23 protein-coding genes, 4 tRNA genes and 1 pseudogene are annotated in these 25,447 nt (G+C 61.2%); 8 read left to right on the top strand and 20 right to left on the bottom strand.

Annotated elements, in window-relative coordinates; genetic code table 11:
- The first annotated feature begins 159 nt into the window (after positions 1–159).
- Positions 160–3,432, top strand: coding sequence for a ribonuclease E (gene rne / locus F8N80_RS10510; RefSeq protein ID WP_150783821.1), 3,273 nt, complete (start codon positions 160–162; stop codon positions 3,430–3,432).
- A gap of 188 nt (positions 3,433–3,620) precedes the next feature.
- Here the strand turns inward: rne and F8N80_RS10505 are convergent, their stop codons facing one another.
- The 9 genes from F8N80_RS10505 to F8N80_RS10465 form a co-directional block, all read right to left on the bottom strand.
- Complete coding sequence (locus tag F8N80_RS10505; RefSeq protein WP_150783820.1) at positions 3,621–4,211, bottom strand: nucleotidyltransferase family protein; 591 nt, start codon at positions 4,209–4,211, stop codon at positions 3,621–3,623.
- Positions 4,212–4,310: 99 nt separating this feature from the next.
- Positions 4,311–5,330 carry a UDP-N-acetylmuramate dehydrogenase gene (murB, locus tag F8N80_RS10500; RefSeq protein ID WP_150783819.1) on the bottom strand — a complete coding sequence of 340 codons (1,020 nt, stop codon included), beginning with the start codon at positions 5,328–5,330 and terminating at the stop codon, positions 4,311–4,313.
- The gene (locus F8N80_RS10495; protein WP_150744413.1) at positions 5,327–5,791 is read right to left on the bottom strand and encodes a low molecular weight protein-tyrosine-phosphatase; all 465 of its coding nucleotides are present in this window, start codon (positions 5,789–5,791) and stop codon (positions 5,327–5,329) included. Before F8N80_RS10495 ends, murB begins: the two co-directional genes overlap by 4 nt.
- Entirely contained in the window at positions 5,791–6,555 is a 765-nt protein-coding gene (gene kdsB, locus F8N80_RS10490) for a 3-deoxy-manno-octulosonate cytidylyltransferase (protein WP_150744412.1), read from the bottom strand. Before kdsB ends, F8N80_RS10495 begins: the two co-directional genes overlap by 1 nt.
- Positions 6,552–6,737: a Trm112 family protein gene (locus tag F8N80_RS10485; protein WP_007945752.1), complete on the bottom strand. Its 186-nt coding sequence runs from the start codon at positions 6,735–6,737 to the stop codon at positions 6,552–6,554. The genes kdsB and F8N80_RS10485 overlap by 4 nt, the downstream gene beginning before the upstream one ends.
- A 24-nt stretch (positions 6,738–6,761) precedes the next feature.
- Positions 6,762–7,772 carry a tetraacyldisaccharide 4'-kinase gene (gene lpxK / locus F8N80_RS10480; RefSeq protein ID WP_150783818.1) on the bottom strand — a complete coding sequence of 337 codons (1,011 nt, stop codon included), beginning with the start codon at positions 7,770–7,772 and terminating at the stop codon, positions 6,762–6,764.
- Entirely contained in the window at positions 7,772–8,203 is a 432-nt protein-coding gene (locus F8N80_RS10475; protein WP_150744410.1) for an ExbD/TolR family protein, read from the bottom strand. The genes lpxK and F8N80_RS10475 overlap by 1 nt, the downstream gene beginning before the upstream one ends.
- On the bottom strand, positions 8,200–8,838 hold the full coding sequence (locus tag F8N80_RS10470) for a MotA/TolQ/ExbB proton channel family protein (protein WP_191632897.1): 639 nt from the start codon (positions 8,836–8,838) through the stop codon (positions 8,200–8,202). The genes F8N80_RS10475 and F8N80_RS10470 overlap by 4 nt, the downstream gene beginning before the upstream one ends.
- A gap of 98 nt (positions 8,839–8,936) precedes the next feature.
- Positions 8,937–11,159, bottom strand: coding sequence for a DNA internalization-related competence protein ComEC/Rec2 (locus F8N80_RS10465; protein ID WP_150783817.1), 2,223 nt, complete (start codon positions 11,157–11,159; stop codon positions 8,937–8,939).
- A 136-nt stretch (positions 11,160–11,295) separates the two neighbouring features.
- Between F8N80_RS10465 and F8N80_RS10460 the strand changes: the two genes are divergently transcribed.
- Entirely contained in the window at positions 11,296–11,814 is a 519-nt protein-coding gene (locus F8N80_RS10460; protein ID WP_150744408.1) for a DUF2062 domain-containing protein, read from the top strand.
- Between the two features lie 108 nt (positions 11,815–11,922).
- Here the strand turns inward: F8N80_RS10460 and F8N80_RS10455 are convergent, their stop codons facing one another.
- The 4 genes and pseudogenes from F8N80_RS10455 to F8N80_RS10440 form a co-directional block, all read right to left on the bottom strand.
- Entirely contained in the window at positions 11,923–12,702 is a 780-nt protein-coding gene (locus tag F8N80_RS10455) for an ABC transporter permease (RefSeq protein WP_122839120.1), read from the bottom strand.
- Entirely contained in the window at positions 12,699–13,631 is a 933-nt protein-coding gene (locus tag F8N80_RS10450) for an ABC transporter ATP-binding protein (protein ID WP_150749030.1), read from the bottom strand. Before F8N80_RS10450 ends, F8N80_RS10455 begins: the two co-directional genes overlap by 4 nt.
- A gap of 133 nt (positions 13,632–13,764) precedes the next feature.
- Positions 13,765–14,388 (bottom strand): glutathione S-transferase family protein, encoded by a 624-nt coding sequence (locus F8N80_RS10445; protein ID WP_150783816.1) that lies wholly within the window; start codon positions 14,386–14,388, stop codon positions 13,765–13,767.
- Between the two features lie 43 nt (positions 14,389–14,431).
- Positions 14,432–14,539: pseudogene (locus tag F8N80_RS10440) on the bottom strand (cysteine protease); the annotation flags it as partial.
- Between the two features lie 208 nt (positions 14,540–14,747).
- Here F8N80_RS10440 and F8N80_RS10435 point away from each other — a divergent pair.
- A complete protein-coding gene (locus tag F8N80_RS10435; protein WP_150783815.1) occupies positions 14,748–17,195 on the top strand; it encodes an acyl-CoA dehydrogenase in 2,448 nt (815 codons plus the stop codon).
- 74 nt (positions 17,196–17,269) lie between these two features.
- On the top strand, positions 17,270–17,677 hold the full coding sequence (locus F8N80_RS10430; RefSeq protein WP_008032949.1) for a PA2817 family protein: 408 nt from the start codon (positions 17,270–17,272) through the stop codon (positions 17,675–17,677).
- Positions 17,678–17,840: 163 nt separating this feature from the next.
- Here F8N80_RS10430 and F8N80_RS10425 read toward each other — a convergent pair whose 3' ends face one another.
- Positions 17,841–18,839: a LysR family transcriptional regulator gene (locus tag F8N80_RS10425; protein WP_150749033.1), complete on the bottom strand. Its 999-nt coding sequence runs from the start codon at positions 18,837–18,839 to the stop codon at positions 17,841–17,843.
- Between the two features lie 91 nt (positions 18,840–18,930).
- Here F8N80_RS10425 and F8N80_RS10420 point away from each other — a divergent pair, with 91 nt between their 5' ends.
- From F8N80_RS10420 to F8N80_RS10410, 3 genes are all read left to right on the top strand, one after another.
- Positions 18,931–19,557: an alanyl-tRNA editing protein gene (locus F8N80_RS10420; RefSeq protein WP_150783814.1), complete on the top strand. Its 627-nt coding sequence runs from the start codon at positions 18,931–18,933 to the stop codon at positions 19,555–19,557.
- Between the two features lie 89 nt (positions 19,558–19,646).
- Entirely contained in the window at positions 19,647–20,417 is a 771-nt protein-coding gene (locus tag F8N80_RS10415) for a 2OG-Fe(II) oxygenase (protein ID WP_150749035.1), read from the top strand.
- A 1-nt stretch (position 20,418) separates the two neighbouring features.
- On the top strand, positions 20,419–21,057 hold the full coding sequence (locus tag F8N80_RS10410) for a LysE family translocator (protein WP_150749036.1): 639 nt from the start codon (positions 20,419–20,421) through the stop codon (positions 21,055–21,057).
- A gap of 117 nt (positions 21,058–21,174) precedes the next feature.
- On the opposite strand, the gene F8N80_RS10405 is transcribed toward F8N80_RS10410, so the two are convergent.
- The 4 genes from F8N80_RS10405 to F8N80_RS10390 form a co-directional block, all read right to left on the bottom strand.
- Positions 21,175–21,250, bottom strand: a tRNA-Gly gene (locus F8N80_RS10405).
- Between the two features lie 3 nt (positions 21,251–21,253).
- Positions 21,254–21,329 (bottom strand) — tRNA-Glu (locus F8N80_RS10400).
- Positions 21,330–21,433: 104 nt separating this feature from the next.
- Positions 21,434–21,509: transfer RNA gene (locus F8N80_RS10395), tRNA-Gly, on the bottom strand.
- A 2-nt stretch (positions 21,510–21,511) separates the two neighbouring features.
- A tRNA-Glu gene (locus F8N80_RS10390) sits at positions 21,512–21,587 on the bottom strand.
- Positions 21,588–21,980: 393 nt separating this feature from the next.
- On the opposite strand from F8N80_RS10390, the gene F8N80_RS10385 reads away from it, so the two are divergent.
- Entirely contained in the window at positions 21,981–22,739 is a 759-nt protein-coding gene (locus F8N80_RS10385; RefSeq protein WP_191632902.1) for a hypothetical protein, read from the top strand.
- 132 nt (positions 22,740–22,871) lie between these two features.
- Here F8N80_RS10385 and F8N80_RS10380 read toward each other — a convergent pair whose 3' ends face one another.
- Both F8N80_RS10380 and F8N80_RS10375 read right to left on the bottom strand, forming a co-directional pair.
- Positions 22,872–24,263 carry an aminotransferase-like domain-containing protein gene (locus tag F8N80_RS10380; RefSeq protein WP_150783812.1) on the bottom strand — a complete coding sequence of 464 codons (1,392 nt, stop codon included), beginning with the start codon at positions 24,261–24,263 and terminating at the stop codon, positions 22,872–22,874.
- A 302-nt stretch (positions 24,264–24,565) separates the two neighbouring features.
- The gene (locus F8N80_RS10375; RefSeq protein WP_150783811.1) at positions 24,566–25,327 is read right to left on the bottom strand and encodes an SDR family oxidoreductase; all 762 of its coding nucleotides are present in this window, start codon (positions 25,325–25,327) and stop codon (positions 24,566–24,568) included.
- Between the last annotated feature and the right edge of the window lie 120 nt (positions 25,328–25,447).

Raw genomic sequence — 25,447 nt, 5'->3', positions numbered from 1 at the left:
CACAGCAAGCAGGACGCGTACGTCGCGATCAAGGCCCACATTGGCCGGACTTCGCTGGACACGGGAATGGCCAACCACTCCCGACGCACCTGACACCGACCATGAGAAGTCGTGTGTGCCGAACGCCGTTTCCGGCAGCCCGGAAACCGACGGTACTACATGAAAAGAATGCTGATTAACGCAACCCAACCCGAAGAGTTGCGTGTTGCACTGGTAGACGGCCAGCGCCTCTATGACCTGGACATCGAATCCGGTGCACGCGAGCAGAAAAAGGCCAACATCTATAAAGGCCGGATCACTCGCATTGAACCAAGCCTGGAGGCTGCCTTTGTCGATTTCGGCTCTGAGCGCCATGGCTTCCTGCCCCTCAAAGAAATCTCCCGCGAATACTTCAAGAAAGCCCCCGAAGGCCGCGTCAACATCAAGGACGTCCTGAGCGAAGGCCAGGAAGTCATCGTTCAGGTCGAAAAAGAAGAACGTGGCAACAAGGGCGCCGCCCTGACCACCTTCATCAGCCTGGCCGGTCGCTACCTGGTGCTGATGCCGAACAACCCGCGTGCCGGCGGTATCTCCCGTCGCATCGAAGGTGAAGAACGCAACGAACTGCGTGAAGCCCTGAACGGCCTGATTGCCCCGGCTGACATGGGTCTGATCGTGCGCACTGCCGGCCTTGGCCGCAGCAGCGAAGAAATGCAGTGGGACCTCGATTACCTGCTGCAACTCTGGACCGCCATCAAGGAAGCGTCGCTGGATCGTTCCGCGCCTTTCCTGATCTACCAGGAAAGCAACGTAATCATCCGCGCCATCCGCGACTACCTGCGCCAGGACATCGGCGAAGTGCTGATCGACAGCGTTGAAGCCCAGGACGAAGCCCTGACCTTCATCCGCCAGGTGATGCCGCAGTACGCCAGCAAGATCAAGCTGTACGAAGACAGCGTTCCGCTGTTCAACCGTTTCCAGATCGAAAGCCAGATCGAGACCGCCTTCCAGCGCGTCGTCGAACTGCCTTCCGGCGGCTCCATCGTGATCGATCCGACCGAAGCCCTGGTGTCCATCGACATCAACTCGGCGCGCGCCACCAAAGGCAGCGACATCGAAGAAACCGCCCTGCAGACCAACCTTGAAGCCGCCGAAGAAATCGCCCGTCAGTTGCGCCTGCGCGACATCGGCGGCCTGATCGTCATCGACTTCATCGACATGACCCCTGCCAAGAACCAGCGCGCCGTGGAAGAGAAAGTCCGCGAATGCCTGGAAGCCGACCGCGCTCGCGTGCAAGTCGGTCGCATCTCGCGCTTCGGCCTGCTGGAAATGTCCCGTCAGCGCCTGCGTCCATCCCTGGGCGAAAGCAGCGGCATCGTTTGCCCGCGTTGCAACGGCACCGGCATCATCCGTGACGTCGAATCGCTGTCGCTGGCGATCCTGCGCCTGATCGAAGAAGAAGCCCTGAAAGACCGTACTGCCGAAGTTCGCGCTCAAGTGCCGATCCCGGTGGCTGCGTTCCTGCTCAATGAAAAACGCAACTCGATCACCAAGATCGAACTGCGCACCCGTGCCCGCATCGTCATTCTGCCGAACGACCACCTCGAAACGCCGCATTTCGAAGTTCAGCGTCTGCGCGATGACAGCCCGGAAGCCGCAGTCGGCCAGTCCAGCTACGAAATCGCGGCTGCCGCCGCCGAAGTCGAAGAAGTCCAGCCTGCCGCGGCGACCCGCACCCTGGTTCGCCAGGAAGCCGCGGTCAAGACAGCTCCGGTCCGCGCCAACGCTCCGGTTCCGGCCGAAGTCGTCGCTGCCGCCCCGGTTGCCGCACCGGCCGCCGTGCCAGAGCCAAGCCTGTTCAAAGGCCTGGTGAAATCGTTGGTCAGCCTGTTCGCTTCCAAGGAAGAGCCGGCCGCTCCGGTTGTGGTTGAAAAGCCAGCGACCACCGAGCGTCCAGCCCGCAACGAAGAGCGTCGCAGCGGTCGTCAGCAAAGCCGCAACCGTAACGGTCGCCGCGACGAAGAACGCAAGCCTCGTGAGGAACGTGCACCGCGTGAAGAGCGCGCACCCCGTGAGCCACGCGAAGAGCGTCAACCACGCGAAGCCCGTGAAGAGACCCCGGTCGTCGTCGCTCGCGAAGAACGCGCTCCACGTGAAGAACGTGCGCCGCGCGCCCCCCGTGAAGAACGTGCACCACGTGTTCCTCGCGAAGATCGCAAGCCCCGTGGCGAGCGTGAAGAACGGGTTCGTGAACTGCGTGAACCGCTGGATGCCACCCCCCCGGCCGTTGCTGTTGCCGCTGCCGCTACTGCTACCGCCGAAGAGCGCCCGGCACGCCAGCCACGCGAAGAACGTGCTCCACGCCCACCGCGTGAAGAACGTCAACCGCGTGCAGAGCAAGCCGCTGCTGCCGTGGCCGAAGAAGAACTGACCGGCAACGAAGAGCAACTGCAGGAAGACGGTCAGGAAGGCGCCGAAGGCGATCGTCCGCGCCGCCGCTCCCGTGGCCAGCGTCGTCGCAGCAACCGGCGCGAGCGTCAACGCGATGCCAATGGCAACGTGATCGAAGGTTCGGAAGAATCCGAGTCCGCCGAAGGCGAAGCCAGCGAAACCCGCGAAGCGCCAAGCGCTGCCGATCTGGCCGCCGGCCTGGCGGTTACCGCAGCCGTTGCCAGCAGCGTGATCAGCGCGCCAGCCGAGGCCCAAGCCAACGAGCAAGCCGAACGCGCCACTGCCGCCACACTGGAAACCGCTCCAGTAGAAGCGCCAGTCATTGAAGCGACCACGCCTGTGGAAGCGACTTCCGCGCCGGAAATCGAAGTGGCACCGGTTCAAGAAGCACAGCCTGAAGTCGAAGCTGCCGCTGAACCAGCCTTCGTTGCTCAAGCCCCTGCCGTGATTGCAGAGCCAGCCGTTGAAACCGTCGCTGAAACAGTGACCGAAACGGTTCGTGAAGTTCGCGAAGAGCAAACAGCGTTCAACTGGGTTGCCGAGGCAGCTGTTGTCGAAACGCCAGCTCCAGCGCCAGTCGCTGAGAGCGAGACGACGCAAGCCATGGTTTCCGAGCCCGTCGTGGCTGCTGCCGAACCTGCTCCGGCGGTTGAAGCGCCGGTTGTCGCTGAAGCGGTTGCACCGGTAGTTGAAGCTGCCCCGGTCAGCGCCCTGACGCCAAGCGGCCGTGCGCCGAACGACCCACGTGAAGTGCGTCGTCGCAAGCGTGAAGCCGAACGTCTGCAGAAGGAAGCCGAACTGGCTGCCGCTGCTGCACCGGCTGTGGTCGAGGCCGCACCGGTTGTTGCTGATGTGGTCGAGGCGGCTCCTGCCCCGGCTGCTGAAGTCGCCGCCGAGCCGGTTGACTCCGCGATCGACGAAGCGCCGCGCTCCGTTCAGGAAGCGGTAGAGCAACGCGAGCAAGCCCTGGAAAAAGAGCACGAGCCTAAACCTCTCGTCTGATTCCATCGGCCATTAAAAAGCCCCGCCTGGTGATCCCGGGCGGGGCTTTTTTTATGTCGGCGTTTAAATAGGTAAACCGCGTTATCGTTCTTCGCGGGCAAGCCTCGCTCCTACAGGACCCAGGCGTTCGCATGATGGGTGAACGACACGAACCTGTAGGAGCGAGGCTTGCCCGCGAAGACGGTCTGTCAGGTAAATACTAATGCAGCAGGCACATCCACATCCCACAACACCCCGGGATCATCCACCGCCACCTCAACCATCCGCGCCTGCGCAAGCAACGGCTTGGCCCCATGATCACCCGATAACGCCATCAACCCCGGCCCGAACGTTCGCCCAAACCCCACCGGATGCCCGTACTCACCGTCCTGCACCGGCACACTGACAGCCTCATCGGCCATCCCGCTCAGCACCCGTTCGATGCTCGACGGCAGGACAAACGGCATATCCCCCAATACAATCAGCCAGCCACCAAGCTGCGGACACGCCGCCACCCCGGCCGCAATGCTGTCACCCATGCCGGTGGACTCGATCAGCACAACCTCACAACCATAAGCCTGGGCCATGCGAATCACTTGCGGGCGGTCTGCGGTCGTCACCAGGACACGCTTCTCGAGACTAGCCGGTAAATTGACCAGCACCTGTTCGATCACCGAATGAACAGCGCCATCCCGCCCGGCACAGTCCGCCAACAACTTGTCCTTCCCGGCACCCGCCACCTCTCGGAAACGGTTGCCCTGCCCCGCCGCCAGCACGATCACGCCGATGGGTTCGCTCATACGTCCTCCTGCAACGGCCTCTTCTGCTTCAGCTCGATACCGTTCTTTCCCGTCGAACGTCAGCGCATCGGTCTTGCTGGCCGGTTGCAAAACCACGCTTCAATAACGATTAGGCTCCATTTCCAGGTCGACATGGAAACGTTCGGAAATGTCTTTCTGAATGCGCTGCGCCAGATGCAGCAGTTGCAGGCCGGTTGCGTTGCCGTAGTTGACCAGCACCAGCGCCTGCAATTTGTGCACACCGGCGTCGGCATCGCGGAAACCTTTCCATCCCGCACGCTCGATCAGCCAACCCGCCGCCAGCTTCATTTGCCCGTCGGGTTGCGCGTAGGCCACCAGGTCCGGGAATTCACCCTTCAACTGCGCCACCAGTGCGGCGGGCACCAAGGGGTTCTTGAAGAAGCTGCCGGCATTGCCGAGCACCGCCGGGTCCGGAAGCTTTTCGTTGCGAATGCTGCAAATCGCCTGGCTGACATCGGTAGCGGTCGGGTGATCGATGCCCTGCTCGGTCAGGCGCTGACGCACCGGGCCGTATTCCAGATGCAGGTGTGCGGCGCGGTCCAGGAGGAAACGAACCCGCAGGATCAACCAACGCCCCGGCTCCTGCTTGAACAGGCTGTCGCGGTACGCGAAATTGCATTCGGCCAGTGTGAAGTCCCGCAGTTCACCGGTGTGGCGATCCAGCGCGGTCAGGCCGGCGAACACGTCCTTGATTTCCACGCCGTAGGCGCCGATGTTTTGCATCGGTGCCGCACCGACGGTGCCGGGAATCAGGCTGAGGTTCTCCAGCCCCGACAACCCTTGGGCCAGGGTGTGCTGCACGAACGGATGCCAAGGTTCGCCAGCCTCGGCCTCGATCACGACCTTGCTGCCATCGTCGCTCAGGAGGCGAATCCCGCGCGTGGCCATGCGCAGCACCAACGCCTGGATATCGGCGGTCAGCAGCAGGTTGCTGCCGCCGCCGATCACCAGCAATGGCACCGCATGCTCCGCCGCATAGGCCAAGGCTTCGCGCACGTCGGCGTCGCTGTGGGCCTCGGCGAACAACCGGGCCTGAACGTCCACCCCGAAGGTGTTGAAGGGTTTGAGCGATACCTCGGGCAGTACCTGCAGACTCATAACCGCCCCTTCAATTCGATCACCAGCCTGTCGGTCGCGGCTTCGATCAGGTCCAGCACCTGTTCGAAGCCCTGGTCACCGTCGTAGTAAGGGTCCGGCACTTCATCGACTGGCGACTGGTAACGACGCAGGAACAGGTCCAGCTCGGCCTTGCCCTTGGCCGGTTGCAGGGCCTCGAGATTGCGCAGGTTGCTGTGGTCCATCGCCAGGATCAGGTCGTAGCTGGCGAAATCGGCACGGCTCACTTGCTGGGCTCGCTGGGCGGACAGGTCGTAGCCGCGCAGCTTGGCCGCAGCCTGGCTGCGCCTGTCCGGGGCCTTGCCGACGTGCCAGTCGCCGGTGCCCGCGGAGGCGACTTCGATGTGATCGGCCAGCCCCGCTTCGCGCAGTTTATGCCGCAGCACCCCTTCCGCCGTGGGAGAACGACAGATATTGCCCAGGCACACGAACAAAACCCGCATCAGGCCTCCAGCAGGCGACGAACGCGCTCGAGGTCTTCGACGGTGTCGACACCGGTGGGCGGTGCGATCAGTGCGTCGGCGACGTGGATCCGCACGCCGTGCCACAGGGCCCGCAGCTGTTCCAGGGATTCAGTGTTTTCCAGCCAGCACGGGCCCCAGCTGACGAAGTCATGCAGGAAACCGGCGCGGTAGGCATAGATGCCGATGTGGCGGCGATACGGCACGCCTTCCGGCAGTTGCTCGCGGCTGGTGGCGAAGGCATCACGGGCCCATGGCAACGTGGCACGACTGAAGGTCAGCGCCAGGCCGTTGAGATCGCTGACGACCTTGACCACGTTAGGGTTGAACAGGGTTTCCACGTCTTCGATCGGCTCGGCCAGGGTGGCCATGCGCGCTTCGGTGTGGGCGGCCAGGTTGGCGGCGACCTGATCGATCACGCTCGGCGGGATCAGCGGTTCGTCACCCTGGACGTTGACCACGATCGCGTCGGGCGCCAGGCCCAGTTTCGCGGCGACTTCGGCCAGACGATCGGTGCCGGAATTGTGGTCTTCACGGGTCAACACCACCTCGGCGCCAAAGCCCTTGCAAGCCTCGACAATGCGCGCGTCGTCAGTGGCGACCACCACGCGCTCGGCACTGCTCTTGCTGGCCTGTTCCCAGACGTGCTGGATCATCGGCTTGCCGGCGATCAGCAGCAGCGGTTTGCCCGGCAAACGGGTGGAGGCGTAACGCGACGGGATGACAACGGTAAAGGCTGTGGTCATTTATCCAGGCGCTCGTCGGTGGTCAGGGTGCGAGCTTCGGTTTCGAGCATCACCGGGATGCCGTCACGAATCGGGTACGCCAGACCCGCGCCTTTGCTGATCAGCTCGGTCTTGTCGGCGCTGAGTTTGAGCGGGCCTTTGCAGACCGGGCAAGCGAGGATATCGAGCAATTTGGTGTCCATGAGCATTCCCTGGATAAAAACGGATTAAGGCAAAAGACGAGCCGGCAACAGGCGCATCAGCTGCGTATCGAACCAGGCCACGAAGGCCGGCGATGGCGCAGCATCGACCGCCAGGTACCACCAATCGGCGGCGGCGAAGGCACGGCACTTCACCGCGTCCTTTTCGGTCATCACCAACGGCAATGACGGAGTGAAATTCAAGGCCTGGACGCTGTATTCGGCGTGGTCGGCAAACGCATGGGGCACGGGCTGCCAGTGTAGCGTTTCGAGGGTCGTGAAGAAACGCTGCGGATTGCCGATCCCGGCCACCGCATGCACGGCCTGGCCGGCGGCAAAGTGGTCGAGGGGACGCCGTTCGCCGCTGTGCAGGTTGACCAGTGCGGTAGGCCGTAGCTGGAAGGCAAAACCGTCGTCGCGGTCGTCCGTGGCGCCGTTGTAGAGCACCGCGTCGACGCTTTGCAGGCGCTCGACTGGCTCGCGCAACGGCCCGGCCGGCAAGCAGCGTTTATTTCCCAGGCCTCGGGCGGCGTCGATCAGCACCAGTTCCAGGTCGCGGGCCAGGCGATAATGCTGCATGCCGTCGTCGGACAGGATCAGGTCCAGCGGCTCACTCGCCAACAAGGCTTTGACCGCGCGGCTGCGGTCCGGGTCGATCATCAACGGCACGCCGGTGCGCTGGACGATCAACAAAGGCTCATCCCCGGCGATGTCGGCGCCCTGCTCGGCTGCGACCCGCCACGGCAGGTGCGGTGGTTTGGCGCCGTAACCGCGGCTGACCACGCCGACCCGCAACCCGCTGCGCTGGCAGTGCTGGATCATCCACAGAATCAAGGGCGTCTTGCCGGTTCCGCCGACGGTGATGTTACCGACCACGATCAACGGCACCGGCGGCTGGTAGATCTCGCCCTCACCCGCCAGAAAGCGCTTGCGCTTGTTCATGACCACGCGCCGATACAACCACTCCAGCGGCTGCAACAGCTTCAGGGCCGGATGACCTTCGTACCACGCGGCAAGCAAGCGATCGGACATGGCCATCAGGGCGCGGGCGGCGCCGCCTCGACAGTGGTCATGCGCAGGTGACTGAAGCCGAGTTTGCCGGCGGCGTCCATGGCGGTGATGACCGCCTGGTGCTGGGTCTTGCCGTCGGCGCTGATGGACAGCGGCAGGTTGGTGTCACCGCTGGATTCTTTCTGCAGCGCGTCCATCAAAGTGGCCAGATCGTTCTTCGGCAGGATCTGGTTGTTCACCGAGAACACACCCTCGGCACTGATTGCGACGTCCAGGTGCCTGGTCTGCTGGTCGTCGGCGGGCGCGCCGCTGACCGCTTCCGGCAGATCGACGCGCAACTGGGTTTCACGGGTGAACGTGGTGGTCACCACGAAAAACAGCAGCAGGATAAACACCACGTCGATCAGCGACGCGAGGTTGATGTCCACATTCTCCCGTTGCTTGCGGCGGAATTTCACGCTTTTTTGCCCTCGGACAGGTCCACGTCACGGTCGCCCTGTACGACTTCGACCAGCTTGATCGCTTCCTGCTCCATGCCCACCACCAGTTCGTCGATCCGGCGTTGCAGGAAGCGGTGGAAGAATACTGCCGGGATACCGACCATCAGACCCGCAGCCGTGGTGATCAGGGCTTTGGAGATACCACCGGCCAGCACCGAGGCGTTGGTGGTCATGCCCGTGCCCATGAACGCACTGAAAATATCGATCATGCCCAGCACGGTGCCGAGCAAGCCCAGCAACGGGGCCATGGCGGCGATGGTGCCCAGGGCGTTGATGTAGCGCTCGAGTTCGTGAATGACCCGCGCGGCAGCCTCTTCGATGCACTCTTTCATGATCTCGCGACCATGCCTGGAGTTGGCCAGGCCTGCCGCCAGGATCTCACCCAACGGCGAATTGGCGCGCAGCTGCTTGAGCTTATCTTTATTGAGTTGCTTGTCCTTGATCCAGACCCAGACCTGCCCGAGCAAGTGCTCCGGGGTCACGCGGCTGGCGCGCAGGGTCCAGAGACGCTCGGCGACGATCGCCATGGCCGCGATGGAACTCAGGATGATCGGCAGCATCATCCATCCGCCGGATTTGACCAATTCCCACACAGTGACAGTCCCCTCGAAAAAGTGCGCCACTCTACCATAGGGGGTGGGCGCACCGAAGACCGGGATGTCGCATCCGGTCGGGCTTCGTTAGCTCGCGATCAGGGTGCAGGTCGCCAGAAACGCCGTTCCTGGCGCACTGCCCACGCCGGCTTGAATTGCCCCAGTTGCAGACGGATGGCACCTTGTTCGGCGCTGTCATGGATCGCCATGCCACGCTGTTTATAGCGCGCTATTACCGTGGGATGGGGATGGCCGAAGGCATTGCCCTGGCCACGGGAGATCAGCGCCGCCGCGGGTTGCAACGCGGCAAGCAGCGCCGGCGAAGATGAACTGCGACTGCCATGATGCGGCGCCTGCAACCAATCGGTGGTCACCGCCAGGGGACTGTCGAGCAAGGCTCGCTCGGCCGCGGTGTCGATGTCACCGGTCAGCAGCAGCCGCTCGCCGTTGGCTTCGATCTGCAACACGCAGGATTTTGGATTGCTTTCGCGGGCTGCTGCCCATTGCCAGAGCGCGAACTGCACACCGTCCCAGGTCCATTGCCGGCCGCTCTCGCAGGCCTCGGCTTGCAGCACGGCGGGCAACTCCAGGGGTTCGCCACTGAGTACGCGCATCACCGGCAACCCTTTGGCGACAGCCTGCGCCCCGCCGGCGTGATCGGCATGGGCGTGGCTGATCAGCATCAGGTCGACAGCATTCACGCCCAGCTTGCGCAGCGTCGGCAGCACCACGCGCTCACCGAGGTCGTTATCACCGAAACGTGGCCCGGCGTCATACAACAGCGTGTGATGACGGGTGCGCACCAGGATGGCCAGCCCCTGGCCGACGTCCAGTTGCCAGATTTCGGCCGTGCCCTGCGGCAGCAGTTGCCGGGGTGGAAATACCAGCAACAGCAGCAGCGGCCAACCCAGCAGGCGAATGGGCACGCCTCGAGGCATTAACAGCAGCAAGGCACCCAGTGCGCCCAAGCCCCCTATCCACACCGGCACCGCCGCCGGTACCCACGCGGGGAAACGCCCGGCCATCAGTGCAAGCCCCTTGAACAATAGATCGATCAAGCCACCCGCCACCCACAGCAAGCCTTCGCCGACATAAGGAACGGGCAACAGCAGTGTCCCCAGCAAGGCTGGCGGCAGCACCACCAGACTGATCCAGGGCACGGCCAGCAGATTGACCAGCGGCCCGCTGAGACTGATCGGCAACCCCAGTAGCAGCAATATCGGGCCCAGACCGATCGCGATCAGCCACTGGGCGCGGGTCCAGGATTGCCACCAGCGCCAGGGACCCAGGCGGCCGCCGAAAATGAAAATCAACACGGCGACCGCCGCAAAAGACAGCCAGAACCCCGGTTGCAGACTCGCCAGCGGGTCCAGCAGCAGAACGCCGTTGAGCGCCAGCAACAATGGCCACCAGGCACCGAGGTGACGAAAGCGCAGCCGCCACAATAGCACCAGGCCGATCATCACGCAGGCGCGCCGCACGGGCACGTCGAAGCCGGCCAGCAACCCATAACCGAGCGCTGCGCCAAAGGCCAGCCCGCAGGCCCATGGCAGCCAGGGCCAACGGCTTGGCCACAGGCCATAACGGGCCAGGCCGGCGATCAGCAGGTACACCAGCCCCGCCAGCAAGCCGATGTGCTGCCCGGAAATCACCAGCAAATGCACAGTGCCGGTGTCTTGCAACACCTGCCAATCCGCGCGGCTGAGCCCGGCGCCATCCCCCAGCACCAAGGCCGTCAGCGCCCCCGTTCGACCTTGGGCATCCACGGCCTGCAAGCGTTGGCGGATGCCGTCGCGCCAGGCCCATCGGGCTTCCTTCAGGCGCACGCCATCCTTGACCGTCCCGGTGGCGCCGATGCGTTGTGCCAGCAGCCAGGCGTCGTAATCGAAGGAATGGGGATTGAGCAGCCCGGCAGGACGTTTGAATTTCACCGCCAGTCGCCAGTGTTCGCCGCTGTTGACCGGGGGCCCGCCGTACCAGGCCAGGCGCAACAATGGCGGGACAGTCTCGCGTCGCGAGCGGGCGTCCGCCAATTCGAAACGCACCACCGCCTCTCCGTTCTGGGGCAATCCCACCACCCGCCCTTCCACCCAACGGGTTTCGCCATCCAGATTGATGGGCAGGCGATCATCCAGGGCCCACTGCGCATTCGCACATGCCCAACTGAAGCCGAACAGGAAAAAGGCCAATGGATACGTCCGAAACGGCAGCAACATCAAAGCCGCTACCGGCAACGACAGCCAAAACCAGACCGGCGGTAGTACCGGTAAAAAACGCAGGGTCAGCAGACCCAGCGCCAGCGCCATCATCCCTATGCGCATAAGCCCGTCCTTGAGAGTTCCATCCCTAGGCATAGCTAACTTATCGCACGACCACGGTTATCAATTGTCACAAAGTCTGAATGGGCGGTTCATGGAATCCAGACATACTTGCCGCCTTGACCGACCGAGAAGCCTTATGCCCCGGCGCTTATTCAAACGTTACATGCCAGACCCGACGAGCATCAGGGAACACAAGTCCTTACGCTTTCTCGGCACTCTGCTGCATGACCCGAACCTCTGGCACCTCAACCGACACTCCGTCGCCCGGGCCATGGCAGTGGGTCTGTTCGCGGCTTTTCTGCCGATCCCCTTGCAAATGCTGGTGGCCGCCATCCTCGCCATCATCGTGCGCGGCAACATGCCGATCGCCGTCAGCCTGGTCTGGCTGACCAACCCGATCACCATGCCGGCCGTGTTCTTCTGCACGTACCAGACCGGTGCCTGGTTGATGGATGTCCCTGCCCGGCATTTGCCGGATGCACTGACCTGGGAGTGGATCAGCGGCCAACTCTCGACATTGTGGCAGCCGTTTTTGCTGGGATCGGTGGTGGTGGGGCTGGTGCTCGGAGGCTTGGCTTATTGCCTGGTGATGATGTATTGGCGCTGGTGGGTGAGTCGGCAATGGGCGCGGCGCAAGAAAAAGCGGATGCAGTGAATGCAAAACGGCCTCCTTGTTGGGGAGGCCGTTTTTTTGTGGTGTCCGGGCTGACGCTTTCGCTGTAGGAGCGAGGCTTGCCCGCGAAGCAGACGACGCGGTCTCTCGTCAGGTACGCATCCCGCGCCCACTCACCAGCAACCGCGCACAACCGATATACAACACCACAGTCGCCACCAGCATGAAGGTAATCGCCACGCTGATCCGGATATCCGAAACGCCCAGAATCCCGTAGCGGAAAGCGTTGACCATGTGCAGCACCGGGTTGGCCAGTGACACGGTCTGCCAGAACGGCGGCAGCAAGCTGATCGAGTAAAACACCCCGCCCAGGTATGTCAGCGGCGTCAGCACGAAGGTCGGGATAATCGAGATATCATCGAAGTTGCGCGCAAACACCGCGTTGATGAAGCCCAGCAGCGAGAAAATCGTAGCGGTCAGCACCACCACCAGAATGGTCACCCCCAGATGATGCACCTGCAAATGAGTGAAGAACAGCGACAGCAGCGTCACGATGACCCCGACCATCAATCCGCGCAGCACGCCACCCAGGGTGTAGCCGATCAGAATCGTATGCGGCGACACCGGCGACACCATCAATTCCTCGATGGAACGCTGGAACTTGCTGCCGAAGAAACTCGAGACCACGTTGCCGTAGGAGTTGGTGATCACCGACATCATGATCAGTCCCGGCACGATGTACTCCATGTAGGTGAAGCCACCCATGTCGCCGATCTGCCGACCGATCAGATTGCCGAAGATCACGAAGTACAGAACCATGGTGATGGCCGGCGGCAGCAAGGTCTGCGGCCAGATCCGGGTAAAGCGCCTGACCTCACGGTAGACGATGGTATTGAGTGCAACGAGATTGGGTTGCAGCTCGGAACTCATACCGCCACCTTCGACAGATTTTTCTCCACCAGGGACACGAACAACTCCTCGAGGCGATTGGTTTTGTTACGCAGGCTCAGCACTTCGATGTTCTGCTGCGCCAGCTGGGTGAACAGCGCGGTGATGCCCATGGCCTTGTCCACCTGGACTTCCACGGTGTGGCTATCGAGCAGCCTGGTCGGGTAACCGAGCAATGGCGGCGCGACACTCAGATTGTTTTTAATGTCGAGCAAGAAGGTTTCGACATGCAGTTGGCCGAGCAACTGCTTCATGCTGGTGTTCTCGACAATGGTGCCGTGGTCGATGATGCCGATGTTGCGGCACAACTGCTCAGCCTCCTCCAGGTAGTGGGTGGTGAGGATGATGGTGATGCCTTTCTTGTTCAGCTCGGTAAGGAAGGTCCACATCGAGCGACGCAGTTCGATGTCCACACCCGCCGTCGGTTCATCGAGGATCAGCAGGCGTGGTTCGTGGACCAGCGCACGGGCGATCATCAGTCGTCGCTTCATGCCGCCGGACAGCGAACGCGATGGCACATCGCGCTTGTCCCACAGGCCAAGCTGGGTCAGGTATTGCTCGGCGCGCTCCTTGGCGATTTTCGGCGGGATCCCGTAGTAACCGGCCTGGGTCACGACAATGTCGAAGGTCTTTTCGAACTGGTTGAAGTTGAATTCCTGGGGCACCACGCCTATGGAGCGCTTGAGCTGCGCCGGGTGCTTGTCCAGGTCGTTGCCGAAGATATTCACCGTGCCGCCGGTCTTGTTCACCAGGGTCGAGAGAATGCCGATGGTCGTGGATTTGCCAGCGCCGTTAGGGCCGAGCAAGGCGAAAAAATCACCTTCGGCGACGTCCAGATCGATACCACTCAAGGCCTGGAAACCGTTGCCGTAGGTTTTGGTTAGCTGCCGGATGGACAGAGCGGAACTCATATCGGATTTACGCACCAAGAAGTGAAGAAAAGAATAAACAAGGGCGGGCGGCGAGCAATGCAACCGCAGCGCATGGACGCAATGGTGCTTGTCGCCGCCACACAAGTACAGTCAAGTGTGTCGATAGTGAGTATTAAGTCAACGCGGTCATGACGGCTTTCTTGTAGGCCGGACGCTGCTTCAGTCGTGCGTACCAGCCTTCAAGATTAGGCTGTGGCGCACGCTCGATCGGCATCTCGAACCAGGCATAAATGAAACTGCCGAGGGGAATGTCGCCCATGCCGATTTCATCGCCCGACAGGTAAGGTTGGGTCGCCAGCGCTTGATCGGCCATCGATAGCAGATCGTCACACTCCTTGATCGCAGCCTTGATGGCGGACCAGTCCTGCTTGTCTTGCGGCGTGCGCAATACGCCCCAGAACACCGTGCGGAACGGGCCGGCAAAACTTGAAGTGGTCCAGTCCATCCACTTCTCGGCGGCCGCGCGGGCTTGCGGATTCTCCGGGTACCAGGCAGTGCCGTTCGCGTGCAGGGCCATCAGGTAACGCACGATGGTGTTGGATTCCCACAGCACGAAACCGTCGTCTTCAATCACCGGCACGCGACCATTGGGATTCATCGCGCGGTACTCCGGTGTATCGACTACACCAAAGGCGCCGCCGGCATCGATCGCTTCATAGGCCAGGCCCAGCTCCTCGGCGGCCCACAAAGGTTTTCTGACATTCGACGAATTTTTCCGACCCCAGATCTTCAGCATGACCGCCTCTTTATGGATGAATGCGCAGGCAGCATACGCCGGATCAGGCGCGACTCAAATCGCTCTGCATAGCCCCCGGCAGCACCGGCAGTTGCTCGCTGAACAGATGCGGGTAGCACTTTTCCAGGTGCTCGAAAAAGAACGTTTCAGGGGCGCGACTACTGCCCCGATGTTTTTCGGCGAACTCCACCACCGACGGGTGGTCACTATCGAGGAAGCGGCCGGGACTCGCCCATCAGTCCTACAAAATTCATCACGGTTTCCTACGAATTCAATCACATCGCTCTGACCACCCTGTTTTACGGATGCCGTCTAAGCTCTGAAGGCTGGTTTTGCCCTGGTTTCACGGAGGATTAAATATGCTGCTGTTGTGGATACTGGTTCTGGTTGTCGGGATCGCTTATTTGGCTCACCGCCGCATCGCCCCGCTGCCCGCCATGGGCATCGTTGCTGTCTATCTGTTGGCGATGGGCATTTTCAGCCGTGCACCGGGTGGGTTGCTGCTGATTTTCTGGGTGTTGCTCGCGGCCACCGCGGCCCCGCTATTGCTGCCCGACCTGCGCCGCAAATATTTCAGTGCGCCGATGTTCAACTGGTTCCAGAAAACCCTGCCGCCGATGTCGCCAACCGAACGCGAGGCCATCGACGCCGGTACGGTGTGGTGGGACGGTGAACTGTTCAGCGGTCGTCCGGACTGGGACAAACTGCTGTCCTATCCCAAAGCGCAACTGAGCGAAGAAGAACAGGCCTTTATCGACGGCCCGACCGAAGCACTGTGCGCCATGGTCAGCGACTGGCAGATCGGGCAAGACATGGACCTGCCGCCAGAAGCCTGGGCCCACATCAAGGAAAACGGCTTCTTCGCCCTGATCATTCCCAAGGAATTCGGCGGCAAAGGCTTCTCTGCCTATGCTCACTCCCAGGTCGCAATGAAACTGGCTACCCACAGCGGCGACCTCGCCTCCACGGTGATGGTCCCCAATTCCCTCGGCCCGGCCGAACTGTTGCTGCATTACGGCACCGACGAACAACGCAACCACTACCTGCCACGACTGGCACGGGGTGACGACATCCCCTGTTTCGCATTGACCGGCCCTCTGGCGGGTTCCGACGCTGGCGCGATGCCCGACACCGGGGTGATTTGCAAAGGACAATGGGAAGGCCAGGAAACCCTTGGCCTGCGCCTGAACTGGGAAAAGCGCTACATCACGCTGGGCCCTGTAGCCACCCTGCTCGGTCTGGCGTTCAAGGCCTACGACCCGGATCACCTGCTGGGCGGCGAAGAAGATCTGGGCATCAGCCTGGCGCTGATCCCGACCGACACCGCCGGCGTCGAAATCGGCCGCCGTCACTTGCCCCTGGGCGCTTCGTTCATGAACGGCCCGAACTCGGGCAAGGATGTGTTCATCCCTCTGGACTTCCTCATCGGCGGCCAGGAAATGCTCGGCAAAGGCTGGATGATGCTGATGAACTGCCTGTCGGTCGGGCGTTCGATTTCGTTGCCGGCAGTGGGCACCGGCGCGGCGAAGTTCACCAGCCTGGTGACCGGCCAATACGCGCAGGTTCGGGAGCAGTTCAACGTGCCGCTGTCGGCCTTCGAAGGTATCCAGGAAGCCATGGCGCGCATCGGCGGCAATGCCTGGATGATGGACGCCGCGCGGATGCTGACCGCCAACGCAGTGGACCTCGGTGAGAAACCGTCGGTACTGTCGGCGATTCTCAAGTACCACCTCACCGAACGCGGTCGCGAGTGCATCAGCCACGCCATGGACGTGCACGGCGGCAAGGCGATCATCATGGGGCCGAACAACTACCTCGGTCGCAGCTGGAATGGCGCGCCGATCTTCATCACCGTGGAAGGCGCGAACATTCTCTCGCGCAACCTGATGATCTTCGGCCAGGGCGCGATTCGCTGCCACCCTTTCGTGCTCAAGGAAATGGCCCTCGCCAGCCGCGAAGACAAGGACCAGGCACTCACCGAGTTCGATGGCCTGCTGCTCAAGCACATCGGTTTCGCCGTGGGCAACGCCGCCAGCACCCTGGTGCTGAACCTCGGCCTGGGGCATTTCGAACACGCGCCCGGCAACACGCTCAGCCAGGGTTACTTCCGTGCCCTCAATCGCCAGGCCGCTGCGTTCGCCATGCTCGCCGACCTGAGCATGATGCTGCTGGGCGGTGAACTGAAACGCCGCGAACGCTTGTCGGCGCGCCTGGGGGATGTACTCAGCAACATGTACCTCGCCTGCGCCGCACTCAAGCGCTACCACGACCTCGACTCACCGGACCATATGGCACCGTTGTTTACCTGGGCCATGGAAGAAAGCCTGGGGCAGTCCGAGCGCGCACTCGATGAGCTGCTGAGCAACTTCCCGAACAAGGTGCTGGGTTGCCTGCTGCGGGCGATCGTATTCCCGCTTGGTCGTCGTCACAAAGGCCCCTCGGACAAGCTCGGCGCAGAAGTCGCGGCGGTGATTGGCCGGGCCAAGGGCGATCCGACCCTCGAAGAATTGCTCGGCGGTTGCTACCGTCCGCAATCGGCCGATGACGCTGTCGGCGCACTGCAACACGCCTGCAACCTGTTGAACGCGGCGCAGCCCTTGCAGAAAAAACTGCATGAGGCGCTCAAAAGCGGTCAGGTCAAACCGGCGGTGGGCGAACCTGTCATCGATGCAGCGCTGGAAGCCGGCGTGTTGCAGCCTGTGGAGGCGCAAACCCTGCGTGATGCCGAAGCAGCGCGGCGCAAGGTGATCGATGTCGATGATTTCGACAAAGAGGAACTGGCGCTGACCAAAGGAAAGGTCCGCTGATCCCGTCCACCATGTAAAAAACGGCGCGGGCGCTTTATACTCCCGCGCCCGTTTTGCTCTTGAGGACTTATCTCGTGTCCAACATCGTTGCCGATCATCTCGTTTTGCTCGACCACCTGCGCAGCATCCTGGTCGCCGTAGGTGAGGCCGATCAGGTTCCCGAAGAAAGCCATGCCTTGTTCCTGGAGCGCTTCGACGAACTGCGCGCGTTGCTGCCGGTCGATCCGATCGAAAGCCAATACCTGGGCCAGGACATTTTGTGCCAGGTGATTACCCGCTATCCGCAAATCGCCCACCTGGTCCCGCGCGACCTGCTGTGGTACTTCGCCGGTGACTGCCTGCACTACATGCCCGACGATGAGATCGACCTGTACCAGGCACTGGAAGAGCGTCGTTTCGAAGCCGAACAGAACGACGAACCCTTCGACTGGAACCAGGAAAAACAGCTGCTGGCGATGTCGAACGACGACAGCAAGCACTGATTCGCGGTCAGCAATCAAAAGGCCTGCATGGTGATTCATGCGGGCCTTTTTTTGGCATTGCCGAATTATGCAGTGACCGGGCGGGCGCCTTCGCGGGCAAGCCTCGCTCCTACAGGTTTTGCGCTACCCCTGTAGGAGCGAGGCTTGCCCGCGAAGGGGCCCGTCAGAACAACCCATCACTCTCGGGCAACTCATATTGCGCCGCGACTTTGGCCGACGCCCCTGGCTTGCCCGGCTTACTTAGGGTCGGCTCCTTCTCCAGGCACTCCACCAGATAATCGATCAACACCCGAAGCTTGGGCGGTAGATAACGGGTCGGCGAATGCAGCAGCCAGGCACCGCCGTGGTAGGACGCGAGGAAGGTCCAGTCCGGCAACACCTGCACGATGAGCCCCTGCTCCAACGCATAACGCGCAGTGAAATACGGCAGGCTGCCAATCCCGATGTGCTGCAGCACTGCGCCCAGTCGCACACCGGTGTGATTGGCCGCATAACGTCCGCGTACACCGACGGTCACAGCCTTGGTGCCTTTCTTGAATTTCCACCGCGCATCGCTCGGGGTTTCGCCCAGGTAGATGCAACTGTGCTCGAGCAAGTCGTGGGGGTGGGTCGGCGTGCCGTGTTCGGCCAAATACTGCGGCGTTGCGCAGAGCAAATGGTCGATGGTCAGCAGTTGCCGTCCCACCAGACCGGCGGGTGGCCGATCGGTAATGCGAATCGCCAGGTCGACGTTGTCGTCGATCAAGTCCACCTGACGGTCTTCGAGCAACAACTCCACATCGACTTTGGGATAACGCCGCAAAAATTCCGGCATATGCGGATGAATCACGAACCGACCCACCGCTTTAGGCACGCTGACGCGCACCAGCCCTTGCGCTTCGTGGGTGAACTGGCCGCTGATTTCCATCACCGACTTGGCCGCGCTGACCATTTCCTGGCAGCGCTTGAACACTTCCTCGCCACCGTCGCTCAGGCGCAATTTACGGGTGGTGCGTTGCAGCAAACGGGTGGCGAGCGCCTTCTCCAGACGCGAAATGCTGCGACTGATTGCCGAGGGCGAGGAACCCAACTGGCGAGCGGCCTCGGAGAAACTGCCGGTCTCGACGACCTTGACGAAAATCGCCATTTCACCCAGCAGTGGCAGTGGAAGATTTATGCTCAAAACGCAACAGTCCTTTGATGTTTGAACGGATTATCACGCAATTGTGCTCTCCATATAATAAAAAATAGAAACTTCAATAAGGTCATGGACTATGACGCTTCGCCTGTTTTTCCATAGTGATGATCTCAAGGCCGACGTGGAAGTGCTGGATTGCACGCCCTGCGAGCACGAATTCGCGGTGGTGCTGCGCGCCACGCTGTTTCATCCTCAAGGCGGCGGACAGCCCTTCGACACGGGCTGGATCGGTGAAAGCCAGGTGTTGCGCGTGGTTCAGGATCCGGGCCGGATCATCCATTTCGTCGATCGCCCGGTAAAACTCGGCATGGTCCAGATTCGGGTCGACGAACAGCGTCGCCAGTTCAACACACGCATGCACTCCGCCGGCCATCTGATCGGTCACTTTGTTCAGGCCATGGGCTGGATGCCGATCAAGGGGCATCACTGGCCAGGCGAAGGACGAGTGCAGTTCAAACCCGAAGATTCGGCACAGGACGTTGATGCCCGGACTGTTCAGCACGGCATCGAGCAGTGGATTGCCCACGACCTGCCACGCCTGACGTCATTGCGCGAAGGCGCCAGGGAAATCGGTTTCGGTGACTTGCCTGCCTACGGTTGCGGCGGCACCCATGTACGTAGCCTGAAGGATCTGGGCTCGGTTTCGATCGCTGCCGTTTCGCAGAAGAAGGGCACGCTGTCAGTTCACTACGATGTGAACTGAGCATTTTGGCGATGCCGAGCCGGCATCGCCTGACGCCGGCGCAACCCGCATCCGCAGGTTCCGCTGCCTCTGATAGATGGACCTGAACCATGATGCTTGACGTCGAGCGTCTCGATGAGACGTGCATAAAAAAACTGGCCCACGAAGAAGTCCTCGCCATTCGCGTCAAAGGCTTGCTGCCCCGATCGATGGCGATTCAGATTGGCGACAAGATCCTCGCCCCCGGCTTCGAAGGCTACATCAACGCGCCCAGCATCGGTCGCATCGGCATGGCGTTTTATGAAGCGGAAAACCGGCCGCTGTTGATCGAGGATTATTTCGCACGCGCCACCCGCAACATGGCGGAATTGCGCAACCGATGTGCGCCCTACTCGTCCCCGGTCGACACCCTGCGCTGCATGCTCGACGAATCCTGGCCAGCGGGTGCGCACCTGGAAAACCTTTACGGACGCAAAATGTTTGTCGGGCTGTCCCGGGTGGTGAAGCCTGGCGTGTGTTTCCTCGCCCACCATGACATTTTCGCCAAGGACGCCCCGGACAGTTACCAGGCCAGAAGCCTGGAAGCACAATTCGCCTGCAACGTTTACCTGAACATGCCCACCGAGGGTGGTGCATTGCAGATGTGGGACGACGACATTTCCCCGGACCAATTCGACGAGATGCGTGGCGACAGCTACGGCATCGACCCGTCCCTGCTCGGCCCTGCGACTCTGGAGATTCGCCCTGAGCCCGGTGACTTCATCATGTTCAACTCGCGCCGCATGCACTCGGTGACGCCGGGAGTGGCCGACCCGCGCTTGAGCCTTTCCTTCTTTGTCGGCTATCGCGGCAATGCTTCACCCCTTACTTTCTGGAGTTGAGATGCTTTCGAATTACCTTGGCGAGTTTCTGGCGCTGGCGACCATCCACTTCCTCGCCGTGGTCGCACCCGGACCGGACTTCGCGGTGACCATCCGTCAAAGCGTGCGTTTCGGCCGCCTGGTCGGGATCTGCACGGCGCTGGGCATCGGTGCGGGCATTTCCGTGCATGTGCTTTACACCCTGCTCGGTGTCGGCGCATTGATGCACTCCACCCCCTGGCTGTTGACGGTGGCCAAGGTGGTGGGCGGCGCCTACATTCTGTACCTCGGCGTCAGCCTGGTGCGCAGCCAACCCAAAACCGTACTGGAAGGCGACAAAGGTGCGGACCAACCGGTGATCGAGCAAACGCTGTTGAAGGCGTTCACCACAGGTTTCCTGACCAACGCCACCAATCCCAAGGCCACGTTGTTTTTCCTGGCGATCTTCACCAGCCTCATCAGCGCCACGACACCTCTGAAGATTCAGGCACTGTATGGCGTCTGGATGTGTTTCGTGAATGCCCTGTGGTTTGTCATCGTCGCCCTGTTTTTTTCCAGTGCCCGGGTGCGATTGCTGTTCATGCGCATGGGGCACTGGTTCGAGCGGTCGATGGGGGTGATTCTGATTTTGTTTGCCGGGCGTTTGATTCTGTCGATGTAGAAAACACCGAACATGCAAAAAGCCCGCACAGTCTGACTGGCGGGCCTTTTTTATTGTCGCGGCTATATATCGCGCGCAAACAAAAACGCCGCTCCATGAGCGGCGTTTTTGTGAAATTGGAGCGGGAAACGAGACTCGAACTCGCGACCCCGACCTTGGCAAGGTCGTGCTCTACCAACTGAGCTATTCCCGCAAATGGCGTCCCCTAGGGGACTCGAACCCCTGTTACCGCCGTGAAAGGGCGGTGTCCTAGGCCACTAGACGAAGGGGACACGCTGCCCGGAACACATGGTGTGTGTTTCGGTGCCCAGACCCGCATCCGAAGACTTGGTTCTGGTTTCACTCAGCCCTGCCCGAAAGCAACGCTGTTTAAAAATGGAGCGGGAAACGAGACTCGAACTCGCGACCCCGACCTTGGCAAGGTCGTGCTCTACCAACTGAGCTATTCCCGCATTGGCGTCCCCTAGGGGACTCGAACCCCTGTTACCGCCGTGAAAGGGCGGTGTCCTAGGCCACTAGACGAAGGGGACACACGTACAACATTCACTCCCTACCGCGTTTCGCTGTTTGCTTTCCGCTGTAAGTGGCGCGCATTCTATGGATGGATTGAGGGGTCGTCAACCCCCAGATATAAATTTATTTAAATCAATGACTTCGCCCTGCTTTCGGACACCGACCCGGCTTGTCCGTGGCCCGCTGTTTGACGTCTATATTCTGACGCCTGCCAAGGCGTTATAGTCCACCCACGGCTTGAATGATGGCAATATGCCCATCAACCTACTATTACTTACATAAGCAGGGTTGCAGCCGATACAAGCACAACGGTAACCGATCCACCCCGTCGAGCGGTCCTGGGCGCTCCCTGCCAAGCCACTAAACTCGCACGCGAACCCCATAAAGAGGCCTTACCCGTGACACCACTCATGATCACCTTGCTAGCCATAGCCGGGATCGCACTATTGATCGCCATTGGCTACATGAACCATGTGGTGGAAAACAACAAACTGGAAAAGGCCCGTACCCGGATCGAGCTGAACGATCGCCTGCGCCGCTGTGGCGAAATCACCGAGACTTTTCCCGGTCAGTTGATGACACCTGCACTCAAACTGCTGTTGACCCGTCTGGAACTGAACGTCTGCCAGCGCCTGCTCAACCTGGAAAAATCCAACACCACGATGAAGGCACGGATTGCCGAACTGGATGCCTTGGTCGCCCAGGGCGAATCGATCCCGGTCAACAATCCTCCGGCACCGATCCAGACCGAAGCCAAAGCCAGGGACGTACGTTACCTGCTCGAAGCCCTGCACGGCCAGATCACCCGCGCCGCACATGATGGCTTCCTGCCAACCAACGAAGCCAAGCGCTGGATCCGCGAAGTCCGCCACCTCCTGGTCCTGCTGCACATCGAACTCTTCAATAACCTTGGCCAACACTCCCTGCAACAGAACCAGCCCGGTCAAGCCCGCCTGGCGTTCGAACGCGGTGTGCAATACCTGCGCAAACAGCAGGAACCCAAGGTGTATGCCGAACAACTGGAATACCTGGAAAAGCTCCTGGCCCGGGCCAACGCCCAGGTCATGGATAACATCACGCTGGCTGAAGGCGAAGTGAACCAGCTGACCGAAGGCCTCAAGGACTTCGAGGCTGATGCGGACTGGAAGAAGAAAGTGGTTTACGACTGATTCGCGTAGGAGCCAGGCTTGCCGGCGAAGGCGTTTTGCCAGTTCCAGATAGATCCCACGTTACTACGTCGCGGGGTCACGGCTACCAGGCCGCCAAGTTCAAAAGACCGCATCAGCGCCGAAAGTGCGCTGTCAGAACGCTTGAGGTCGATCCACAGTGGTGGCTTGAAAAAACGCCCGGGCTCGCGGATCACCGGCATAGGCCACATTGATACGCTGCCAGTCACCGGGCTCGCCGGTGGGACTGAAGGCCGTCGCAGAAGACAGCAGGACGCCGAAGCGCTGTGCCTGCGCCCGCACCTGAGCGTAGTCGGCCATCCGCGATCGCGCCCAGATGAACAAGCCCCCGGCGGGCTTGCCGAAGACCTCCCACTCGGCGTCTTCGAGCACTTGCAAGGCGGCCTCGCGGTCGCTGTTCAAACGCTGGCGTTGTCGCTGTACCAGCTTGCGGTAGGCACCACTGGCCAACAGGCAAGCCAGCACCGATTCGCAAAACCGTGAGGTGCCCATGCTGCTGATCATCTTGACCTCGGCCAGTCGCGAAACAACCCCGGTGCCGGCTACTACAAAACCGACCCGCAACGAGCTGCTGAGGGTTTTGGAGAAACTGCCGACGTAGATCACGATGTCCGCGGTATCCAGCGCGGCGAGCCGCGTACCGGGTCCGCTGGATAAATCCGCATAGACGTCATCTTCGACGACCAGCGCACCGTGGGTTTTCGCCAGTTGCAGAACCCGCCGGGCCACCTTCGGCGCCAGGCTGCTGCCCGTTGGATTGTGATAGAAACTGTTGATGAACAATACACGGGGCCGGTACTGCAGGAGCAGCGCCTCGAGCACTTCGATATCGGGCCCGCTCGGCGTTCGCGGCACCTCGATCATGTTGACGCCGTGCAGCCTGAGCAGCTCGAACAGCGTCGAGTACCCGGGACTTTCCACCACCACGCACTCCCCCGGCTTGAGCAAGGTGCGCACAATCAGATCAAGCCCCTGGCTGGCGCCCGCCGTTGTCAGGACCTGGCGCTCCTGCACGGCGATATCCAGTTGTAGCAGGCGCTTGATAATTTGTTGGCGCAAGGCTGGCAGACCCAGCGGGGTGCCGTAGTTGAAAAGACCCGCCATGTCGGTGCGACTGACCTGACGGATCGCGTACCCCAGGTCGTCAGTCTCGCGCCAGCTGACGGGCAATCCACCACAGCCCAGCTTCAGTTCACCAAAGACGCCATCGTGCCTGACCGCCGCGCCTTCGAACCAGGGGTAATCCCGTTGCCTGCGAACAGCCAATGCCGGGTCGGCAACAAAAAAGCCGCTACCCTGACGCGACGCCAGTACCCCTTCAGCGACCAGGCGCTCACACGCCTCAACGACGCTGGACTGACTGAGCAGATTATCCCGCGCGATTTGCCGCGCAGAAGGTAAACGCGTGCCCGGCAATACCTCGCTTTGACGGAGCCAGCCCGCCAGCGCATCGACAATTTGCTGGACGAGCGGCACCAAGGCCTGTCGATCGATTCTCAATTCCATGAGCATGCAACTCCTGTTTGTTCTGCTGGAACAGTTAATCACAGGAATGCTGAACGGGACGTGCGACAACGCCGCCAGAATCTTCGGTTCTAACCATTGGAAACACATTGTCCGGCGCCATCGCCGAAGCTGAAAATCACATGAAGGTGGGTAATACCCTGTAGGAGCAGCCGGTCGACGCTCGATTGCTCGCGAAGAACCAGAGGGCGACGCGTTCTTCCAGACAGCACGCGTCATCGTTAACGTCCATCGTCGGAACGCCGCCCGGAGCAAGCTTGCTCCTACCCCCCGGCAGTGCCTGGTCAGAATGCCGTGACACCTCCGTCCACCGCCAACGAGTGGCCGGTGGTGAACGCTGCACCGTCGCTGCACAGGTACAGCACCGCGCTGGCAATCTCCTCGACCTTGCCAATGCGACCCACCGGATGCATGGCATTGGCGAATTCGCCCTTCCTGGGATCCGCCTCATGGGCGCGGCGGAACATGTCGGTATCGATCACCGCCGGACACACCGCATTCACGCGAATCTTTTTCTTGGCGTATTCGATGGCCGCCGATTTGGTCAGGCCGATCACTGCATGTTTCGAGGCCGCGTAGATACTCATCTTCGGCGCAGCGCCCAGGCCGGCCACCGAAGCAGTGTTGACGATCGCACCACCGCCCTGAGCCAGCAGCAAGGGCAATTGGTACTTCATGCACAGCCAGACACCTTTGACATTGACGCCCATGATCGCGTCGAATTCGTCGATCGTACCTTCGGCCAGTTTGCCTTTCTCGATCTCGATGCCGGCGTTGTTGAAGGCATAGTCGAGACGGCCGTAGGCATTCACTACTGCGTCCATCAGATTTTTTACATCGCTCTCCAGCGTCACGTTGCAACGCACGAACGTTGCTTCACCGCCCGCTGTGCGAATCAACTCCACCGTGCCCTCGCCACCCGCCAAGTCGAGATCGGCAACCACCACTTTCAAGCCTTCGGCGGCGAACGCCTGGGCAGTTGCGCGACCAATACCGGCGGCCGCTCCTGTCACCACTGCCACCTGGCCGGAAAACCTCATGCTCATTGTTATGTCCTTGTAGAGAAGATGCGGGGGTTCGTGTGCCGCAGTCTAGCCACAGGCATCCGTAGCACGGCAGCACTATCAGAAGGCCGGTTGAGTGCCCATGAGTGGCAGTGATAAAAC

The sequence above is a fragment of the Pseudomonas fluorescens genome (assembly GCF_902497995.1).
GTDB classification, from domain to species: domain Bacteria; phylum Pseudomonadota; class Gammaproteobacteria; order Pseudomonadales; family Pseudomonadaceae; genus Aquipseudomonas; species Aquipseudomonas fluorescens_BK.
The sequence above is the reverse complement of the archived record's forward strand: the minus strand, read 5'-3'. Positions and strand labels throughout refer to the sequence as shown.

Bases quoted from the DNA above. Each gene is read 5' to 3' on its own strand.
- F8N80_RS10385 (WP_191632902.1), top strand. From the start codon at position 21,981: ATGATCACCTTGCTAGCCATAGCCGGGATCGCACTATTGATCGCCATT.
- murB (WP_150783819.1), bottom strand. From the start codon at position 5,330: ATGAGTCTGCAGGTACTGCCCGAGGTATCGCTCAAACCCTTCAACACC.
- F8N80_RS10375 (WP_150783811.1), bottom strand. From the start codon at position 25,327: ATGAGCATGAGGTTTTCCGGCCAGGTGGCAGTGGTGACAGGAGCGGCC.
- F8N80_RS10505 (WP_150783820.1), bottom strand. From the start codon at position 4,211: ATGAGCGAACCCATCGGCGTGATCGTGCTGGCGGCGGGGCAGGGCAAC.
- F8N80_RS10380 (WP_150783812.1), bottom strand. From the start codon at position 24,263: ATGGAATTGAGAATCGATCGACAGGCCTTGGTGCCGCTCGTCCAGCAA.
- F8N80_RS10435 (WP_150783815.1), top strand. From the start codon at position 14,748: ATGCTGCTGTTGTGGATACTGGTTCTGGTTGTCGGGATCGCTTATTTG.
- F8N80_RS10410 (WP_150749036.1), top strand. From the start codon at position 20,419: ATGCTTTCGAATTACCTTGGCGAGTTTCTGGCGCTGGCGACCATCCAC.
- F8N80_RS10495 (WP_150744413.1), bottom strand. From the start codon at position 5,791: ATGCGGGTTTTGTTCGTGTGCCTGGGCAATATCTGTCGTTCTCCCACG.
- lpxK (WP_150783818.1), bottom strand. From the start codon at position 7,772: ATGGCCATGTCCGATCGCTTGCTTGCCGCGTGGTACGAAGGTCATCCG.
- kdsB (WP_150744412.1), bottom strand. From the start codon at position 6,555: ATGACCACAGCCTTTACCGTTGTCATCCCGTCGCGTTACGCCTCCACC.
- F8N80_RS10465 (WP_150783817.1), bottom strand. From the start codon at position 11,159: ATGCGCATAGGGATGATGGCGCTGGCGCTGGGTCTGCTGACCCTGCGT.
- F8N80_RS10445 (WP_150783816.1), bottom strand. From the start codon at position 14,388: ATGCTGAAGATCTGGGGTCGGAAAAATTCGTCGAATGTCAGAAAACCT.
- rne (WP_150783821.1), top strand. From the start codon at position 160: ATGAAAAGAATGCTGATTAACGCAACCCAACCCGAAGAGTTGCGTGTT.
- F8N80_RS10485 (WP_007945752.1), bottom strand. From the start codon at position 6,737: ATGGACACCAAATTGCTCGATATCCTCGCTTGCCCGGTCTGCAAAGGC.
- F8N80_RS10420 (WP_150783814.1), top strand. From the start codon at position 18,931: ATGACGCTTCGCCTGTTTTTCCATAGTGATGATCTCAAGGCCGACGTG.
- F8N80_RS10415 (WP_150749035.1), top strand. From the start codon at position 19,647: ATGATGCTTGACGTCGAGCGTCTCGATGAGACGTGCATAAAAAAACTG.
- F8N80_RS10450 (WP_150749030.1), bottom strand. From the start codon at position 13,631: ATGAGTTCCGCTCTGTCCATCCGGCAGCTAACCAAAACCTACGGCAAC.
- F8N80_RS10460 (WP_150744408.1), top strand. From the start codon at position 11,296: ATGCCCCGGCGCTTATTCAAACGTTACATGCCAGACCCGACGAGCATC.
- F8N80_RS10455 (WP_122839120.1), bottom strand. From the start codon at position 12,702: ATGAGTTCCGAGCTGCAACCCAATCTCGTTGCACTCAATACCATCGTC.